This window comes from Chryseobacterium sp. W4I1 (assembly GCF_030816115.1).
In the GTDB taxonomy this organism is placed as follows: domain Bacteria; phylum Bacteroidota; class Bacteroidia; order Flavobacteriales; family Weeksellaceae; genus Chryseobacterium.
On record NZ_JAUSXQ010000001.1, the window covers coordinates 1587172 to 1604561 of the forward strand.

Annotated in this window: 16 protein-coding genes; 6 read left to right on the plus strand and 10 right to left on the minus strand. The window is 36.5% G+C overall.

Going from position 1 to position 17390, the window contains the following annotated elements; genetic code table 11:
- Positions 1-57: 57 nt before the first annotated feature.
- The gene (gene porQ, locus QF044_RS07320) at positions 58-1050 is read right to left on the minus strand and encodes a type IX secretion system protein PorQ (protein WP_307265545.1); all 993 of its coding nucleotides are present in this window, start codon (positions 1048-1050) and stop codon (positions 58-60) included.
- A gap of 166 nt (positions 1051-1216) precedes the next feature.
- On the opposite strand from porQ, the gene pyrH reads away from it, so the two are divergent.
- Positions 1217-1924, plus strand: a complete 708-nt coding sequence (gene pyrH / locus QF044_RS07325; RefSeq protein ID WP_307265548.1) for a UMP kinase — start codon at positions 1217-1219, stop codon at positions 1922-1924.
- Between the two features lie 146 nt (positions 1925-2070).
- Complete coding sequence (frr, locus tag QF044_RS07330; RefSeq protein ID WP_307265551.1) at positions 2071-2625, plus strand: ribosome recycling factor; 555 nt, start codon at positions 2071-2073, stop codon at positions 2623-2625.
- Positions 2626-2824: 199 nt separating this feature from the next.
- Here the strand turns inward: frr and QF044_RS07335 are convergent, their stop codons facing one another.
- The 8 genes from QF044_RS07335 to QF044_RS07370 all read right to left on the minus strand — a co-directional run bounded on the left by QF044_RS07335 (position 2825) and on the right by QF044_RS07370 (position 10324).
- On the minus strand, positions 2825-3580 hold the full coding sequence (locus QF044_RS07335) for a PhzF family phenazine biosynthesis isomerase (RefSeq protein WP_307265554.1): 756 nt from the start codon (positions 3578-3580) through the stop codon (positions 2825-2827).
- 91 nt (positions 3581-3671) lie between these two features.
- Positions 3672-4313 carry a hypothetical protein gene (locus QF044_RS07340; RefSeq protein ID WP_307265557.1) on the minus strand — a complete coding sequence of 214 codons (642 nt, stop codon included), beginning with the start codon at positions 4311-4313 and terminating at the stop codon, positions 3672-3674.
- 112 nt (positions 4314-4425) lie between these two features.
- A complete protein-coding gene (locus QF044_RS07345; protein ID WP_307265559.1) occupies positions 4426-4632 on the minus strand; it encodes a hypothetical protein in 207 nt (68 codons plus the stop codon).
- Positions 4629-4796, minus strand: coding sequence for a hypothetical protein (locus QF044_RS07350; RefSeq protein ID WP_307265562.1), 168 nt, complete (start codon positions 4794-4796; stop codon positions 4629-4631). Before QF044_RS07350 ends, QF044_RS07345 begins: the two co-directional genes overlap by 4 nt.
- A 137-nt stretch (positions 4797-4933) precedes the next feature.
- Positions 4934-6388, minus strand: coding sequence for an LptF/LptG family permease (locus tag QF044_RS07355; RefSeq protein ID WP_307265564.1), 1455 nt, complete (start codon positions 6386-6388; stop codon positions 4934-4936).
- A 123-nt stretch (positions 6389-6511) separates the two neighbouring features.
- Positions 6512-7159 carry an outer membrane lipoprotein carrier protein LolA gene (locus QF044_RS07360; protein ID WP_307265566.1) on the minus strand — a complete coding sequence of 216 codons (648 nt, stop codon included), beginning with the start codon at positions 7157-7159 and terminating at the stop codon, positions 6512-6514.
- Between the two features lie 129 nt (positions 7160-7288).
- Positions 7289-7750, minus strand: coding sequence for a hypothetical protein (locus QF044_RS07365; RefSeq protein WP_307265568.1), 462 nt, complete (start codon positions 7748-7750; stop codon positions 7289-7291).
- 24 nt (positions 7751-7774) lie between these two features.
- Positions 7775-10324, minus strand: coding sequence for a DNA translocase FtsK (locus QF044_RS07370; RefSeq protein WP_307265569.1), 2550 nt, complete (start codon positions 10322-10324; stop codon positions 7775-7777).
- Between the two features lie 692 nt (positions 10325-11016).
- On the opposite strand from QF044_RS07370, the gene ccsA reads away from it, so the two are divergent.
- From ccsA to QF044_RS07390, 4 genes are all read left to right on the plus strand, one after another.
- Entirely contained in the window at positions 11017-14277 is a 3261-nt protein-coding gene (ccsA, locus tag QF044_RS07375) for a cytochrome c biogenesis protein CcsA (RefSeq protein WP_307265571.1), read from the plus strand.
- 233 nt (positions 14278-14510) lie between these two features.
- Complete coding sequence (locus QF044_RS07380) at positions 14511-15374, plus strand: SPFH domain-containing protein (RefSeq protein WP_307265572.1); 864 nt, start codon at positions 14511-14513, stop codon at positions 15372-15374.
- Between the two features lie 142 nt (positions 15375-15516).
- Entirely contained in the window at positions 15517-15720 is a 204-nt protein-coding gene (locus QF044_RS07385; protein ID WP_307265573.1) for an Arc family DNA binding domain-containing protein, read from the plus strand.
- Positions 15721-15865: 145 nt separating this feature from the next.
- A protein-coding gene (locus QF044_RS07390) for an IS3 family transposase (RefSeq protein WP_307265575.1) occupies positions 15866-17094 on the plus strand; the annotation gives its coding sequence in 2 pieces (ribosomal slippage) (positions 15866-16232 and positions 16232-17094; 1230 coding nt in all).
- Between the two features lie 54 nt (positions 17095-17148).
- Here QF044_RS07390 and QF044_RS07395 read toward each other — a convergent pair.
- Positions 17149-17346 (minus strand): hypothetical protein, encoded by a 198-nt coding sequence (locus tag QF044_RS07395; RefSeq protein WP_307265577.1) that lies wholly within the window; start codon positions 17344-17346, stop codon positions 17149-17151.
- Positions 17347-17390 lie beyond the last annotated feature (44 nt).

Here is a 17390-nt window from a genome sequence, read left to right on the forward strand (position 1 = left end):
GAAAATCAAGGAAACTCAGAAAAATTTCTTTATTATTCTGCAGATTTTTGTTGCAAATTATTCCCCTGCGTGGCTGCTAAGATCCATAGAAACTCCTATCTGGTTCACATTGGAAGAGTTGTGGTAACGTACATGAGCATAGTCTATACGGAATCTTCTCAGTTTAATTCCGAATCCTCCGGAAAGCCCTGAAAAGTTTCTTTGATCCGCTACAGCAAGTTCATTTCCTCTTTTAACATTATAACCCAGTCGTATATTAAAGCCTTTTTCCGGGAAGAGTTCTGCACCCACAGAAAAGTGGTCTGCAAGTTTTCTTCCAAAACCTACCTCCTGTCCGTTTACGTTATAATCGGAGGAAATATTAAGCTCCTGGAGGTCGTGAGCCGTAATGGTAACAGCAAGTGGAATGACTTTAAGGATTCTTGTATATCCCAGGTCTACTCTGAAAGGAAGATTTTCCCGGGTTCCGTTAAATGATTTCAACTGGAAACCGAAATTTCTCAATACAAGAGAAAGTGCTTCTTTGTTCTTTTTATTATGGTATGTGATCCCTGCAGTTCCTGAAATTGCAGAAGAAGTATAGTTGTCAATTTTTGAAGTAATAAAATTAATTCCCCCACCAATGGTCCAGTCTTCTTCAAACTGATAGGCGTATCCTGCACCGATAGCTACATCTGATGCTTTGAATTCACCGTTCTCGTAACCGCTTTCATCTGTTCTGGGAATACTTCCGTAACTCATGTATCTGGCATTGATTGTGGCCATATGTCCATTGTCAAAATCTCTGGCATAAGCTACTGTACCATATTTGGAGTCGGCAAGATAAGCCGCAGCGTTTACTGAAAGCTGTTTATCTGAATCTCTGTTTAAGAGGGAAGGGTTTGCAATAGCAAAGGAAACATCATAGTCTCTGATGGAAATTGCATCGCCACCTAAGGCGGCCTGTCGGGCAGATACAGGGATGTTTAAAAAAGGATAAACATTTGTTCCTGTTTGTGCATAAGAAACAATTCCTGACAGAATTAATGATAAAATGACAATTTTCTTCAATTCAATTTATAATTAATGCAAAAATAATCCTTTTTCGTACTTATCAAAATATTTCTGACATTATTTCTACGTAAATATTTTTCTTTTTTCAATATTTTTAATGATTATATTTGCAAAATCAAATTTCGGAGAAAACAGCTCCAGTAAAGTTTATTAAAAATTAAAGATGAAATATAAAAGAATCCTTCTAAAACTGAGTGGCGAGGCCTTAATGGGGAACAGACAATATGGTATAGACAATGAAAGACTGCAGGAATATGCTGCTGAGATCAAAACTGTAGTGGAAAAAGGCTGTGAAGTTGCGATCGTCATTGGAGGAGGAAACATTTTCCGTGGCGTAGCGGGAGCTGCAAAGGGAATGGACAGGGTGCAGGGTGATTATATGGGAATGCTGGCCACAGTGATCAACGGAATGGCACTTCAGGGAGCACTTGAAGATGCAGGAATCAAAACAAGACTTCAGTCTGCCATAGAAATGGATAAAGTAGCTGAACCTTTCATCAAAAGAAAAGCAGTAAGACACCTTGAAAAAGGGAGAGTAGTGATCTTCGGTGCAGGAACAGGAAACCCTTATTTTACAACGGATACGGCAGCAACTTTAAGAGCTATCGAAATCGGAGCTGATGTGATTTTAAAAGGAACCAGAGTAGATGGAATCTATGACAGCGATCCTGAAAAGAATGCTGATGCTGTAAAATATAATTCACTGTCATTCGACGAGGTGTATGCCAAGAACCTTAAGGTAATGGATATGACGGCCTTTACTTTAAGCCATGAAAATAAATTACCGATTATTGTATTCGATATGAACAAGGATGGGAATTTAGAAAAGATTGTGGATGGCGAAAATGTAGGTACGTTGGTTGATTTATAGTTGGGAACAGGTAATTGAGAGATTTAAATACTGAATCATTTAAAGATTCATAAATTTACAAATTACCCATTGTTTATTACTCATTACCAGTCGTTTATCAATCATCATTTATAATAATGTGTAACTTATCAAATTTTAACTATATAATGGAAGAATTAGATCTTATATTAGAATCTGTAAAGCAGGACATGGATGGCGCTATAAAGCACTTGGATCATGCATTTCAAAGAATTAGAGCTGGACGTGCTTCTACGTCGATGGTTCAGGATGTAATGGTAGAATACTACGGTGCGCCAACTCCTATTAACCAGGTTGCCAATGTTTCTGTACCGGATGCGATGACCATCTCTATCCAACCTTGGGACAGAACGGCTATCGGTGCTATTGAAAAAGCTATTATTAATTCAAATTTAGGTTTTGCACCTTCTAATAACGGGGAAAATATTATTCTTAACGTTCCGCCTTTAACTGAGGAAAGAAGAAGAGAACTGGCAAAGCAGGCTAAAGTAGAGGCTGAAGGAACAAAAGTAACTATAAGAAACGCAAGACAGGACGGTTTGAAAGAACTAAAAAAACTGGAAGGAGTTTCTGAAGATGTTATAAAGGGCGTGGAAGAAGAAATCCAAGGCTTTACTGACAAGTACGTGAAGCTTTGCGACGAGCATCTTAAAACGAAAGAGGCTGAAATTATGAAAGTGTAATTTCATAACCTATCAATTATACAAAAAGCACCGGATAGGTGCTTTTGCTTTTTATAATAACATGTTGGTTTTGAAAATAGCAACTGCACTGCCTTTAATTTTCACCTGTTCAGGCTTTCCATTATTCACCAATACTTTTACATTTACTGTTCCCAGGCGGTTAATCTTTTCACCCTGCCTGCCGTTAAACTCAAAATAATCATCCTTGTAGGTGGCCAGCTATATTCTGAACCAGATATCCGCCCAAAGGCCCGTTTGCATTTCCGGTTACGGGATCTTCTGCAATTCCGATGGCAGGGGCAAACATTCGCCCGTAGGTCAGCACGTCTTGATGGTCGGAATCAAATGTAAATACAAAATATCCATTACATCCAATTTCGTGACTTAACCGGGTGAGAGCGCTCATGTCGGGCTGAAGTTCATTCAGTATTTTCCGACTTTTAATGCCTATCATTACTTTTGAATGGCCGGTGGATGCAATTTGTATCGGGCAGCTTTCTTCAAGATCAGAAGCGGTCAGATTCAATGCAGCTATCAGTTTTTGAGCTGTGTTATCATCAAATTCCGGACTTAAGGTGAAAGTTCCCTGCGTCATTGTGATCAGATAATCATTATCTGTTTTTTCAATTTCAATCGGAAGAATTCCAATTTTGGTATTGATCCGTAAAACACAGGATTCAAGATGGTCTTCAATTGCCTTGGCATATATGGCAGCAATGGTAGCGTGTCCACATGACGGAACTTCTGTAGATGGGGTAAAATAACGAACCGTATAATCACTTTGGCTATCCGCAGGAGAAAAAATAAAAGCGGTTTCTGAATTATTAAGTTCCCTTGCTATCAGCTGCATGATTTCGTCACTCAGTCCATCCGCATTTAGCACCACGCCGGCGGGATTTCCTTTGAACTTTTCTGAGGTGAAAGAGTCTATCTGATAAATTAATATATTCTTCATTTTATAATAATTAAGACTAAAATAAATATAGCCGGAGGCTTATGTTCCTGGATTGACAAATTAAAATTTGAAAAAACAGCTGATGATTTTTTTACAGGCATTTTATTTCTCCTTTTTTATCCTTGTTTCTTAGCAAAGACTGATAGGTTTTCATCAGCTCATCAGTATCGCATTGGGTTTCTTTGCTGGGAATGGTGTCGGGAGAAGGTTGTGCTTTGTTATCTGATCTTATGCTGTACTTCTTTTCAAGGCATTTCAGTATTTTTCCATTTTGTAAATAGATGCGTGTTTCTGTGATATCATCTTTGGTAATTGGTTTTTCCGGAGTTCCGCCATCAAAATTCCATACCGTTTCTTCTTTAAAGATGAAGAATGGCTGTCTGTTTTTAATGAAATATTTTTCAGACGCTGAAAAATGACTGTGTTCGGCATAAAAGTGCTCTATCACTTTAATTTCTCCCTTATCCGTATAAAAAGTAATTTCTTCCGAAGGCTCTTCATTACAATCGTAGGTCAGGTGCGCAGATGTAAGCTTTTTTGCTTGCAGTTGTTCCTGAAGCCTGTTGTATTGATTTTTAATCTCTTCTATAGGATCCGTTGCATTTTTCAGCTGTCTGGAATCTTTTTTTGAAGTAAAAGTGTCTTTTGAGAATGTTGCCTGAGACATTTTAACCTTGTCATTTTTACATGAAAATACAAGAAGAAAGGCTGCTGCAATGAATACTGTTTTCATACCATAATTTTTGGTGGCTTATAAAATTACAAAAAATTAAAGCTAAAAAAGAGGCTTCCATTGAAAGCATTCTGATTTTTGGTAAGGTTGTTAAATGCTTTGATATTACCGCTCAAACCTCCGGTTGCCGTATTGAACCTTCTTTCGTATTGGTATACTTGATCATTTCAAAATGTCTTTCATCATTGTTTTCGTCAAAGGCAGCATACTCCTTAATGTCATCCGGATCAAGGGTTTTGAACTTCTGTTTCTTTTTAACCTTATCGATATCAGATACAGCAACAAATTTTACTTTTTTCTGGTTGCTCCACGGGTTCATGCATCTCCGTTCAGCCTTACGATCCCTTCGATCTTTTTCCCACTTTTATCTATAATATAGCCATGTTTTTCATCTGTTCTCAATTCATAGTCAGTGTTGTCGTCTTGTGCATAGGCATTAACATATGCAAGGGCAAACAGACTCAATAGTAGTGTTTTCTTCATGTTATTATCGTTTTTAAAATTTGTTGTAAATATAATTTTTAAACTCTATCTTAAAAATACCACAGCATTAAATGAAAAAGACCCGGAAATTCCGGGCCTATATTTCAATGATTAAATTCTGAAATCTTTAAATAAAACTATTGGTATCTCTTATGTTCCTTAGTTTTAACAAATAACTTTGTAATAGGTTTGAACAGTGCTTTATACTTTTCAGCATCGAACAGCTGTGAATCGGTAAGCGCTTTATAGGTCATCCATATTCCAAAAGGAAGAAGGATGAAATTGGGGAGCCATGCTGCTAAATACGGGCTCATTCCTCCCCCCCATGATACATTCTCGATACCGAGATTCATTACATAGAAAACAATGAAAATGACGATCGCAATGATGACCGGAAGTCCCATTCCCCCTTTTCTGATAATCGAACCTAAACTCGCACCGATCAGGAAGAAAATAATACACGTTACAGAATAAGAGATAATTCTCTGCTGATAAATGACCACTTTGCTGAAATATTTTATATTGGAGCTGAACTCATTAGTCTTTCCGGTAGCGCTAGTCTTCAAGTTGTCCAGTCTGTTGTAGGCATTAAAAAGGATTTCCAGTTTTTTCTCTCCTTTTAAAGTATCTAGCTTTACCTGCTGTTTTGCTGCCACTTTAGACTTGGTTTTGTCCATATAGCTGATTACTGAATTGGACTGGCTAAGGACATCGGCGCTAATGCTTGAAAAGAACGCGGCATTATCTTTTTTGGTTTTAGCAACCGTTTCATTAAGCTGTCCGTAAGTCTGGAAACGGTAGTCATCCGTGATCTGCTCTTTTTCAATAGCCTTATTGATAAGCTCCGCAATATCAAAATGGGAAACAAGAGTATCAAATTTGATGGCCTGATCCGGTTGCTTCAGTCTTACATTTTCACCTCTGCCTGCAAAGTTATCTTCAAATACATAACCGTTATACAGCTCCAGCTTAAGAAAGTTTTTATTGGCTGCAGGAACAAATCTTCCCTTTTCAGCTATAATAGACTGCTGATTTTCGTAAGTGCTGGCTTTTCGGTGGATAAAAACACCTTCAATGATTTCACCATTTTCACCGTAGATCTTATCAAACTTCACCATATATCCCGGAATCTGGTCAAGGAACTGTCCTGGCGTAAAATTTAAGGCAGGTTTGGTTTGAGCAATATTGAAAAGCATATTCTTGGCCTTCTTCTGAAAATCAGGAATAATATTGTTGGAGAAGAAAAAGAGCATGATGGCCAATACCGTTGCAACTCCCAGCAGTGGAGCCATTACTCTTGTCAAAGAAATTCCTGCTGCTTTCATCGCTGCAAGCTCGTATCGTTCTCCAAATTCACCAAAGGACATAATGCTGGCCAGAAGGATGGTAAGTGGAAGTACTAAACTGACAACACTTACCCCAAGGTAAAAAAGAAGTTTCAGGATCTGCCAGTAGCTTAATCCTTTTCCCATGAACTGCCCCAGCTGAACCCAGATAATGTTTACAATAAAGATGAAAAACAAAACGCTGAATATAAAGAAAAACGGTCCAAAGAAGGTTTTTATAATATATCGGTCTAGTATTTTTAACATGCGCCAAAATTAATCAAAAAGCCACAAAGTTTACTTGTGGCTTGTATAATTTTTATTACTTTTTATTTAACGGTCAAAAGGGCGAACTGCTGTTTTAGAATTGGCAGATATCCTTTACGCTTTTTAAAGCTCTGTGATCACATAATTTTTGAACTTATTCTTATCAAAAACAAACATATTCGGATCCAGCTCCTGGTTTTCCTTATATTCTTTGATAGCAATTACTGCCACATCTTTGTTATTTCCGTGCTGCTCCAGTTTTACCATTTGTTTCTTCACAGAATCTACAAAAATGTAAACATACTGTATTCCGTTAGATTTTACAGGAGTCAGTTTAATGAAATCTGCATTTACACCATTAACGTTTTTCTTACCGTTATAAGTTACGTTGTAATCGTTTCTATAGGTTGAAAGATAATTGATAGGGGAGAACATGCTGCTGCTTCCGTTAGGTTTTGCAATTGTTACTTCCATATCATCTGCATTGATGTTGTAAATTTTAGCCCCGTCAAAGATTTGTTCCGTATCCATGATCTTAAGCTTATACTTTTCTCCTGCAGAATAATAAATTCCAGGCTCGGTTTTGTTGACCTGACCGTTTAAACCTGTTCCGAAAGAAAACTTGAAGTAAGAATTCTTTTTTGACTTGTAATTGGCTGTAATATCATCCAGAATTTTTTTAGCTTTTGCATCAATTTTCTGAGCATCGGCAAATCCTACTGCACCTATTACAAAACTTCCGACTATAATTTTTGAAATACTATTTTTCATTTTCTTTTTTAATAAACTTTAGACATTCTAATGCTTTAAAGGTTAAACTTACCAAGCATTTTTCCTTTAACTACGCAGATATTTCAAAAACTGTTCCAATAATAGAAATGTGTTCTTACAGATGAAACCTTAATTACTTCTTTCCGGTCTGTAAACATAATTCTCGAAGTTTTTGGGAAGAACGTTCGTTATCGTTAATTTATTAGAGGTAATGGTAGGCTCGATATTAATTACTTTTGTATTTTCATTAATCTCCACCTGATGTTTGCTTCTCATATTGACCATATCTATATGAAGAGCAGTAAACTCATATTTTCCTTTTGCCAGGTCAATGATCAGATATTCTTTTGGTCTGATCTGTCCCAGAGATTTGTTATCTATCCAGATATTCAACCTTGCTGTATTGTCTACCGCATGTAAAAAACCAGCTCCGTTATAGATAAGTACTTTGCCATTTCCCAGTGTATTAGTATCCACAGTGTCTAGTTTTACAGTGCTGTAATCACTTGGAATGGATCTTAATGCACACGAGGATAAGGTAAGTACCGATGCAAAAAGGCAAGCATTGATAATGTTTTTAACAATTTTCATGGTAATATTTTTTTATATGGTTGGTTAGTTTCTTAAATCTTCTAAAAACTGTTCCAGCGAATGAAGATCACTGATGATTACCTCTCTTGCTTTTGCACCATTGAAGCCTCCTACAATACCGGTTGCTTCAAGCTGATCCATGATCCTTCCTGCACGGTTGTAACCTAATTTGAGTTGTCTCTGAAGCATGGAAGTTGATCCCTGTTGTGTCGATACGATAATTCTTGCCGCTTCTTCAAACAATGCATCTTTTTCATTCGGATCAAAAGCGCCTACCGTACTGGTAGAATCTTCAGAAACAAATTCAGGAAGCAGGAATGCTGAAGAGTATCCTTTCTGTTCACCGATGTATTCCGCAAGTCTTTCCACTTCCGGAGTGTCTACGAAAGCACACTGAAGTCTTAAGATTTCATTTCCGTTAAAATAAAGCATATCTCCCTTACCAATCAACTGATCTGCTCCTGTAGAATCCAGGATTGTTCTTGAATCGACACTGGAAATTACTCTGAAGGCTGCTCTTGCTGGGAAATTGGCTTTGATCATCCCTGTAATTACATTTACAGAAGGTCGCTGTGTAGCAACAATCAGGTGAATTCCTACCGCTCTTGCAAGCTGTGCAAGCCTTGCAATCGGAAGTTCCACCTCTTTTCCTGCGGTCATAATAAGGTCGGCAAACTCATCTACAACCAAAACAATATAAGGCAGGTAACGATGTCCGTTCTCAGGATTTAATTTTCTCTCGGTAAACTTCTTATTGTATTCTTTTAAATTCTTACAGAATGCATTTTTAAGAAGATCATATCTTGTATCCATTTCGATACAAAGAGAATTCAGGGTATTGATCACCTTATTGGTATCGGTAATGATTGCTTCTTCAGCATCCGGAAGTTTAGCCAGATAATGTCTTTCAATTTTTGAATACAATGAAAGTTCCACTTTCTTAGGGTCCACCATTACAAATTTCAATTCGCTCGGATGTTTTTTATAAAGAAGAGAAGTAAGGATAGCATTGATCCCTACAGATTTCCCTTGTCCTGTAGCACCGGCCATCAGTAAGTGTGGCATTTTTGAAAGGTCTGCCATGAATACTTCGTTAGAAATAGTTTTTCCGAAAACAACCGGAAGATCCATATCTGTATTCTGGAATTTATGGGAAGCAATCACTGAACGCATGGAAACCATTGTAGGATTTTTCCTCGGAACTTCAATTCCGATGGTTCCTTTTCCTGGCATAGGCGCAATTATCCTGATCCCAAGTGCGGAAAGATTCAATGCAATATCATCCTGAAGCTTTTTGATAGCAGATACTCTGATTCCTGCTTCAGGAACAATTTCATATAAAGTAACGGTAGGTCCTATCGTCGCTTTGATCTCGGAGATCCCAACGTTGAAATTCTTTAAAAGGCCTACAATTTTATTTTTATTTTCTTCTAATTCTTCTTTATTGATAGAAATTTCTTCGTTACCGTAATCTTTAAGCAATTCTACAGGTGGCATCTGAAATCCTGCAAGATCAAGCTTGTGATCATACAGTCCGTGTTTTTCTACCAGTTCCTGTGACTTTCTATCTGAATCATCCAATACATCGATCACCTGAGCAACTTCAACATTAAATTTAATATTGTCCTGAGCCGGTGACGAAACTGGTGGAACAGGAACATTAATAGCCGGGCTCACCGGTGTCATGTCAAAAGCCTGTTCAGGCGTAGAGGTAGGAAGAGATGGTCTGGTATTAAGATTTAAACTGACGGGTTTTTCTTCCTCCTCAAAAGAAGTATGATTAGGAGTTACAATAGTTTCTATATCAGCTACAGGCTGTACTTCCGGAAATCCTTTAGGAACACTCACAGGTTCCTGATCTTTAGCCTTTGGTTTACTGCTAACATCAGTTACGGTAACATTCGGTATCGTTTCTTCAGCCTCTTCTTCAAGTTCTGTATCTGCTTCAAAATTTTCTTCTGAGCTCGGCATCATAGATTTAACCTTGCCAATCGTATGATCGTTGATTTTGTCCAGTTTGGCCTTAATAGAGCTTGGACGAAGATTGAATTCAAGGATAAAATATAAAAGGATACTTGATGCAAGTACTACCCAAAGTCCTACAGGTCCAATGATGGCATTAAGATAATCCATGATCTGATAGCCGTAAACACCTCCCAGAACTCCTTGGCCTTTAGTAACCGCTCCCATAAAAATAGGAAGCCAGCAGATAAAAAACAAAGAATGCCCTATGGTTTTCCACGGTTTGAAGGTTCTTTTCTTTAAGATAAGCGTTCCCACAACCAAAAATAAAAAGGCAATAATAAATGAGGCAATACCTATGCTTTCGAATATAAAAATATTACCCAGCCAGTCGCCTACCTTCCCAAAGACATTGGAAGATTGTATTGTTTTGTCTGTCATTGTTCCAGCTTGGCTCTGATCAGCCTTCCAGTTCATCAGATAAGAGACGAAGGAAAGGGTCAGAACGATAGAAAATAGAATGAAAGTAAGCCCGAAAAATATACGGGGCTTAGATAAGATTTTGCCTTTATCAGGCGATTCAGTCGGTTTTGTCTGTGTCTTTTTATCCATAATATCAATGTGGGCAAATTTAATGTTTTTTCAACATTAATAGAATCTTTTTTTGTTTAAAAGATAGCGTAATTTAGGTTTATTTTTTAAAATCACACAGCGTTTTTGAGATATTTTTTTCATTAAAATCTAATGCAGCAGGTGTTTTTTTACTAGTTCAAATGTTATTACCAAAACTCCACTAATTTTGTTCCATAAATTTAAAAATAAGAGAAAACGAAAATTTTATTTGAAAGTATCCTGGTTTATTCATGCCTCTATTTTCATTATTATCTATTAGCGTACAGCAAAAAAGAAAAATGAGAAAGAGGACCTTATTATTTTATTGATGTACAGGATGATTATTTCCTGGATGAAAAAAGGAGAATAGCTGACAGCAGGTTGCTTCTAAATAGCGATGAGCTTTTAAGTAAGATCAGAAATAAAACCTTTTCAAAAAAAAACAGTTGGCTGAATATCATTAATTTGAGTGCTGTTAATGAATATTTAGGAATAGAAAATTTTAATAAAACAGATAGGTTTAATATGTCCGGAATTTCATAATATTAGAAATTGAATTTTTCTTAATAAATTTCATGTTATTAAGAATGATTCAAAATAAATGAAATAGGCCTCAAAGTGACAAAAAACAGCTTTTTTTAGCCGCTTTGTTGTTTATCATCCTTATTTTTGCATGTCAAGTAAAATATATCATGAAGAAGCTCCAAGATATTCTTATCTCAACCAGGACAATGGCTGTGCTGTTACTGGTGTACGCATTTGCAATGGCTTATGCAACGTTCTTAGAAAATGACTATGGAACACCTACAGCCAAGGCTTTGATCTATGAAGCAAAATGGTTTGAATTAATCATGTTTCTGCTCATTCTCAACTTTGTAGGAAATATCGCAAGATACAGACTGTGGAGAAGAGAAAAATGGCCGGTTCTGGTCTTTCACCTTGCTTTTATCCTTATTTTTATAGGAGGTGCTATCACTAGATACATCAGTTTTGAAGGTACAATGCACATCAGGGAAGGCGAAACTTCCAATGAGATTGTAACGGATAAAAATTTCTTTAAAATTAAAATAGAAGAAAAAGGAGATGCTCTTGATTATCAGGATATTCCTTACTTGATGTCACCACTGCATAAAGACTTTAAAGCAACTTACGATTTCCATGGAAAAGAAATAAAGGTCTTTACAAAAGAATTTATTCAGAGGAAAAAAGACAGCTTAATTGCTGAGCCGAACGGCGAAGAATATCTTCACCTGGTTTCTACGGGATCTACAGGCAGACAGAATATCTATATCAAACCGGGGGAGACAAAATCTATTAACGGAACTTTGGTAACATTCAACAGAGCGATCGAAGGGGCTGTAGAATTTAAAAAAGAAGACGGGAAAATATTCATCAAAACACCTGTAGATGCAGCTTTCATGACGATGGCAACACAGGCTACAGGAAGTACCAAGAAAGATGAATTCCAACCTTTGGTTTTGAGAAGTTTATATACGATCAACGAATTGAAGCTGGTGGTGCCTGAAGGTCTTAAAAAAGGAAGGCTGATGGCTTTTGAAGGAGATAAAAAGAAAGATGCTATGGTACCTGATATGCTGAGAATAGAGCTTCAGGGACCAAAAACAAAACAGCTGGTTGATCTTTCTGTAGAAAAAGGTAATCCTAATGCCTTTAAACAGGTAACTATGGACGGCCTGAATATTATGCTTGGTTTCGGTCCTAAAGTATATAATACCCCTTTTGCGCTGAAGCTTGATGACTTCGTAATGGAAACTTATCCGGGAAGCTCATCTCCAAGTGCTTACGAAAGTCATGTTAAAATCATTGATGAAGGAAAGGAAACTCCTTATAAAATTTATATGAACCACGTTTTAAATCATAAAGGATACCGTTTTTTCCAGTCAAGTTTTGATCCGGACAGAATGGGAACTGTACTTTCTGTAAATCATGATTTCTGGGGAACTATTATTTCTTATATAGGATATGCACTTTTATTCTTAGGAATGTTTGTAATCTTCTTTTGGAAAGGAACTCACTTCTGGAAATTGAATAAAATGCTTACTGACGCCAATAAAAAGAAAACAAAAGCAGCAGCAGTATTATTCTTGTTTTTAAGCTTAGGCTTAAATGCCCAGAAAATTGAGACGCATGGAACAACAGATGGAAGCAGAGAACATGTACACGTAGAAGGTGAAAATAATATGCATGCCCAGCCTTTGGACGGCTCTGCTCCAAAGCAAAACTCATTGGCGACCCCGATGGCAAAAATGAGATCTATCTCACCTGATGAAATTATTGCAAGAAACAGAATCAGCAAAGAACATGCAGATAAATTCGGATACCTTTTAGTACAGAATTTTGACGGAAGAATTGTTCCTATTAATACAGAGGCATTAGATGTTCTTAGAAAATTATACAAAAAGGATGAATTTAAAGGAACAGATGGAAAGTCTTTAACTGCTAACCAGTGGTTTCTTTCAATCAATACAGATACTCCAAGCTGGACTATGGTGCCAATGATTAAAGTGGGGCCAAAAGGAGGTGACGAACTGAAAAAGAAAACAAAAGCTAATGATGATGAGTATACCTCATTAATGAATCTTTTTCCTGCAGATGCCAATGGTAATCTAACTTATATTCTAGAACATGATTACAATACGGCATTCCGCAAGAAACCGGCTGACCAGACAAACTATGATAAAGAAGTAATTGCTGTAAACGAAAGAGTACAGATTTTCAATGAGTTTTTCAGCGGCCAGTTTATGAGAATTGTTCCTGTTAAAAATGATGCGAATCATACCTGGCATTCATGGCTGGATCAGAAATTCGAACCGGATATGGAATCTCAGCAGGTAATGGGACCTTATTTTGCAGAGGCGCTTACAGCACAGAAAACCGGAGACTGGAGTAAAGCTGATAAAGAATTGGCAAAGCTTTCAGAATATCAGCAAAAATGGGGCAAAGCAGTAGTTCCTGCAAAATCTAAAGTAGATCTTGAGGTTTTCATGAATAAAGCAAATATTAATTTTAAATTATTAATCTTTTATACCATCATTGGTGGGCTTCTTCTGATCTTAGGATTTATTGAATTATTTAAGCCTAAAAAAGTTTTAAATAAAACCATTAAAGTAATTATTGCTGCTGGTTTAATAGGATATATCTGTCACTTCCTGGGCCTTGTTGCAAGATGGTATATTTCAGGACATGCACCTTGGAGTAATGGATATGAAGCCATTATATTTATCTCGTGGGTAGGGATTACAGCCGGATTATTCCTTTACAGAAATTCTAATGCTCTGATACCTGCATCAGGATTTATGGTGGCCGTTATTATGATGGGATTTGCACACGGAGGTTCAGCGCTTGATCCACAGATCACACCGCTGGTTCCGGTATTGAAATCTTACTGGCTGATTGTTCACGTAGCGATCATCACATCGAGTTATGGTTTCTTTGCCCTCTCAATGATTATTGCAGTGATCTCTCTTGTATTCTATATTATATCAAATAAAGACACCTATAAACTTCACCACGATACTACATTAAAAGAATTGGTAATTGTGTCAGAAATGTCACTGACCATTGGTCTTTTTGCCTTAACAGTTGGAAACTTCTTAGGAGGAATCTGGGCCAATGAATCATGGGGAAGATACTGGAGCTGGGACCCGAAAGAAACATGGGCCTTCATTTCAATTATGGTCTATGCTTTTGTACTGCATATGAGATTGGTTCCAGGATTGAGAAGCAGATGGGCATTCCATGTAGCAACTATGTTTGCATTCTGTTCTATGGTAATGACTTACTTCGGAGTTAATTATTATCTGAGCGGACTTCACTCTTATGCAGCAGGGGATCCTGTTCCGGTTCCGGCATGGGTTTACATCGGATTGGGAACAATGCTTCTTCTGTCAGCTGTTTCTTATTTCAAGTTTAAAACTTTAACGAAGAAATAATCTTTTTTAAATATAAAAACAAGATCCCGGAATTTATTCCGGGATTTTTTTGTGATGCGAAACCCTTGTCAAGGTTTAAAAACCTTGACAAGGGTAACAGGAGTCTAATCTTTTCTTTCAGCTTTCTTAACCCGTATTCAGGAACCACAAAAAAATTATCAATAATCATTCAGGATTCAAAACTTATGTATATCTTTATGATATCAAATTAATATCAAATTAAATTTACAATCATGGAAAAAGTTTTAAAGCCCATGTCTGGGTATCTGGCATTAGTATTCTGTCTGATTTTATTTGCAGGAGCTATTTATTTCTTTATTTCCGGAGTTGAGCAGAGTATTACCTACGTCATTCTTGCTATGCTGTGCTTTCTGTTGTTTTGTTTCTTTCTGAAAGGTCTGATGATCATTCAGCCGAATCACTCAAGAGTACTCAACTTCTTTGGAAAATATGTAGGAACCGTAAAAGATAACGGGCTGTTTTTCATCAATCCTTTGTATTCATCCCAGAAAATGTCTTTACGTTCTGAAAACCTGCAGGGTCAGACTTTGAAGGTAAATGATAAAATGGGTAATCCTATTGAAATTGGGGTTGTTATGGTCTGGAAAGTAGGAGATACCTACAAAGCTGCTTTTGATGTGGAGCGTTATTCAGAATTTGTAAGAATGCAGAGCGAAGCTGCGGTTCGTCACCTGGCGATGAGCTTTCCTTATGACAATTTAGAAGATGATCATGCTCCGATTACTTTAAGGGAAGGCGGTGATAAGATCAATTCTATTTTGGAACAGGAGCTTACCGACAGACTTTCAAAAGCAGGAATCGTAATTCAGGAAGCGAGAATTTCTCATCTGGCCTATGCATCAGAAATTGCAGGTGCGATGCTTCAGAGACAACAAGCTACAGCAATTGTAGCAGCAAGAACTAAGATTGTAGAAGGTGCTGTAGGAATGGTAGATCTGGCATTGAAAAAACTTTCCGAGGAAAATATTGTAGAGTTGGATGATGAAAGAAAAGCAGCAATGGTGAGCAACTTAATGGTGGTGCTTTGCGGTGAAAAAGCAGCTCAGCCGATCTTAAATGCAGGAACTCTTTATTAAAAATGAAGATGGTATACTTAGATTTTATAACAAATTTAACTGAATAACGTCTTTACAGGCTAACATCAGGTTTATTAAACGAAATCTTTGCGTCCTGTACGTTATTGAAAAGTATTACTAAAAAACAGGCAAAAAGAAAAAAATGAAATCGGAAAAAACTTCAAAATCCTCCGAAACCAAAGGCAAAAAATCCTTTGTCATAAGGATTGATGAATCTACCTATAAAATGGTGGAGAAGTGGGCGAATGACGAATTCAGGAGTGTAAACGGACAGATCGAATATCTCTTACATCAAAGCCTGGTCAATTCGGGGAGAAAAAAGAAAGACGAAGAGGAAATCAAGTAAAGCTTAAAGCAAAACAGTTGAAAATAAAAAAACTATAAAAAATTATTCAATTTACTCTAACAATAAAAAAGCAGAGAAATTTTCTCTGCTTTTTTATTGTTAATTGTCCCGTCCTAAAATAGGTTGACCTAAAATCGATTTATTTATGGAAGACGAAGAATTATCTAGAAAAAAGCGCAGTCAAAAAGATTATACATTGTGCTTTAAATTGAGCGTTGTTTCTCAAGTAGAAAAAGGCGAACTTACTTATAAACAAGCTCAAAAACACTATGGAATTCAGGGAAGAAGTACGGTTTTGGTCTGGTTGAGAAGATATGGTAACTTAGATTGGATAAAACCAAGTATCCATACCATGTCAAGATCCAAAGAAACCCCGGCCCAGAAAATTAAACGTCTGGAGAAAGAACTTTCCGATGAAAAGCTGAAAAATAAAGTACTCAATACAATGATTGAGATTTCAGATGGGCAATATGGCACTCAGATCAGAAAAAAGTATTTATCCCAACAATCCTCAGACTCCAAAAAGAGGGATTAAGCCTCTCCAAAATATGTAGATTGTTTGGGATAAGCCGCCAAAATATTTATCAGACTCAAAAGCGGTATATCAAGCGGGAAGATGAACTTTTGAGAATCAAGGAAATGGTTAAAGCAATACGAATGGAGCTTCCCAGGCTGGGAACCCGAAAGCTTTACTATTTGCTGAAAGAATGTTTTGATAAAGAAGATATTAAAATAGGCAGAGATGCTTTATTTCAATATTTAAAAAGAGAAAATTTATTAATTTATCCTAAAAAGAAATATATAAAGACCACTTTTTCAAAACATTGGCTCAGAAAGCATCCTAATTTATTAAAAAATATTAAAGCAGAACGGCCAGAACAAGTTTTTGTAAGCGATATCACTTATCTGAAAACAAGGGAATCGGTATGCTATTTATCTTTAGTGACGGATGCTTACAGCAGAAAGATTATGGGGTTCTCGGTGAGCACAAATATGAATTCTGAAAACGTTGCAAAAGCATTGAAAATGGCAGTGAAGAACAGAATTACCCATAATTCTCTTATTCATCATTCGGATAGAGGATTGCAATATTGTTCGGGATATTATCAAAAGGTACTTAATCAATATCAAATTCAACCTTCCATGACGGATGGATATGATTGTTATCAAAATGCATTGGCAGAAAGAATTAATGGAATATTGAAGCAGGAATTTCTATTTAATAAAGCTAAAAATAAAGATGATCTTAATGAATTGATAAAAGAAAGTATTTATCTTTATAACAATAAAAGACCTCACTTAAGCCTAAAGATGCAAACACCGGAGCAAGTGCATAAAAAATCCGAAGAAAAATATTCCTCCGGATTTAGTTAAATATTGTTTAATTATTGTCAATCTATTTTAGGACGACTCAAATATATCAATTATTTATTCAAACAATGCCGTAAAGTAATTACTGATTACAGTCCAGAAATTTTTACCCAGAAAATAAATAAGGGTAGAAGTAATGATTCCCTTTACGGTAAAGAATATAATACCGCCTATACCAAATTTTTTAACCAGGCTTTTCCATTTGGAGCTTTTCTCCTCTTTTGCAGGTTCATTTACCATCTTATTATTTTCCATTCCTGAAATTCAAATGATTACCTTACAAAGATAAGCATGTTTAT

What these genes read in the sequence shown, in the direction of transcription:
- pyrH (WP_307265548.1), top strand. Translation starts at nt 1,217, where the DNA reads ATGAAATATAAAAGAATCCTTCTAAAACTGAGTGGCGAGGCCTTAATG.
- frr (WP_307265551.1), top strand. Translation starts at nt 2,071, where the DNA reads ATGGAAGAATTAGATCTTATATTAGAATCTGTAAAGCAGGACATGGAT.
- QF044_RS07335 (WP_307265554.1), bottom strand. Translation starts at nt 3,580, where the DNA reads ATGAAGAATATATTAATTTATCAGATAGACTCTTTCACCTCAGAAAAG.
- QF044_RS07340 (WP_307265557.1), bottom strand. Translation starts at nt 4,313, where the DNA reads ATGAAAACAGTATTCATTGCAGCAGCCTTTCTTCTTGTATTTTCATGT.
- QF044_RS07345 (WP_307265559.1), bottom strand. Translation starts at nt 4,632, where the DNA reads ATGAACCCGTGGAGCAACCAGAAAAAAGTAAAATTTGTTGCTGTATCT.
- QF044_RS07350 (WP_307265562.1), bottom strand. Translation starts at nt 4,796, where the DNA reads ATGAAGAAAACACTACTATTGAGTCTGTTTGCCCTTGCATATGTTAAT.
- QF044_RS07355 (WP_307265564.1), bottom strand. Translation starts at nt 6,388, where the DNA reads ATGTTAAAAATACTAGACCGATATATTATAAAAACCTTCTTTGGACCG.
- QF044_RS07360 (WP_307265566.1), bottom strand. Translation starts at nt 7,159, where the DNA reads ATGAAAAATAGTATTTCAAAAATTATAGTCGGAAGTTTTGTAATAGGT.
- QF044_RS07365 (WP_307265568.1), bottom strand. Translation starts at nt 7,750, where the DNA reads ATGAAAATTGTTAAAAACATTATCAATGCTTGCCTTTTTGCATCGGTA.
- QF044_RS07370 (WP_307265569.1), bottom strand. Translation starts at nt 10,324, where the DNA reads ATGGATAAAAAGACACAGACAAAACCGACTGAATCGCCTGATAAAGGC.
- ccsA (WP_307265571.1), top strand. Translation starts at nt 11,017, where the DNA reads ATGAAGAAGCTCCAAGATATTCTTATCTCAACCAGGACAATGGCTGTG.
- QF044_RS07380 (WP_307265572.1), top strand. Translation starts at nt 14,511, where the DNA reads ATGGAAAAAGTTTTAAAGCCCATGTCTGGGTATCTGGCATTAGTATTC.
- QF044_RS07385 (WP_307265573.1), top strand. Translation starts at nt 15,517, where the DNA reads ATGAAATCGGAAAAAACTTCAAAATCCTCCGAAACCAAAGGCAAAAAA.
- QF044_RS07395 (WP_307265577.1), bottom strand. Translation starts at nt 17,346, where the DNA reads ATGGAAAATAATAAGATGGTAAATGAACCTGCAAAAGAGGAGAAAAGC.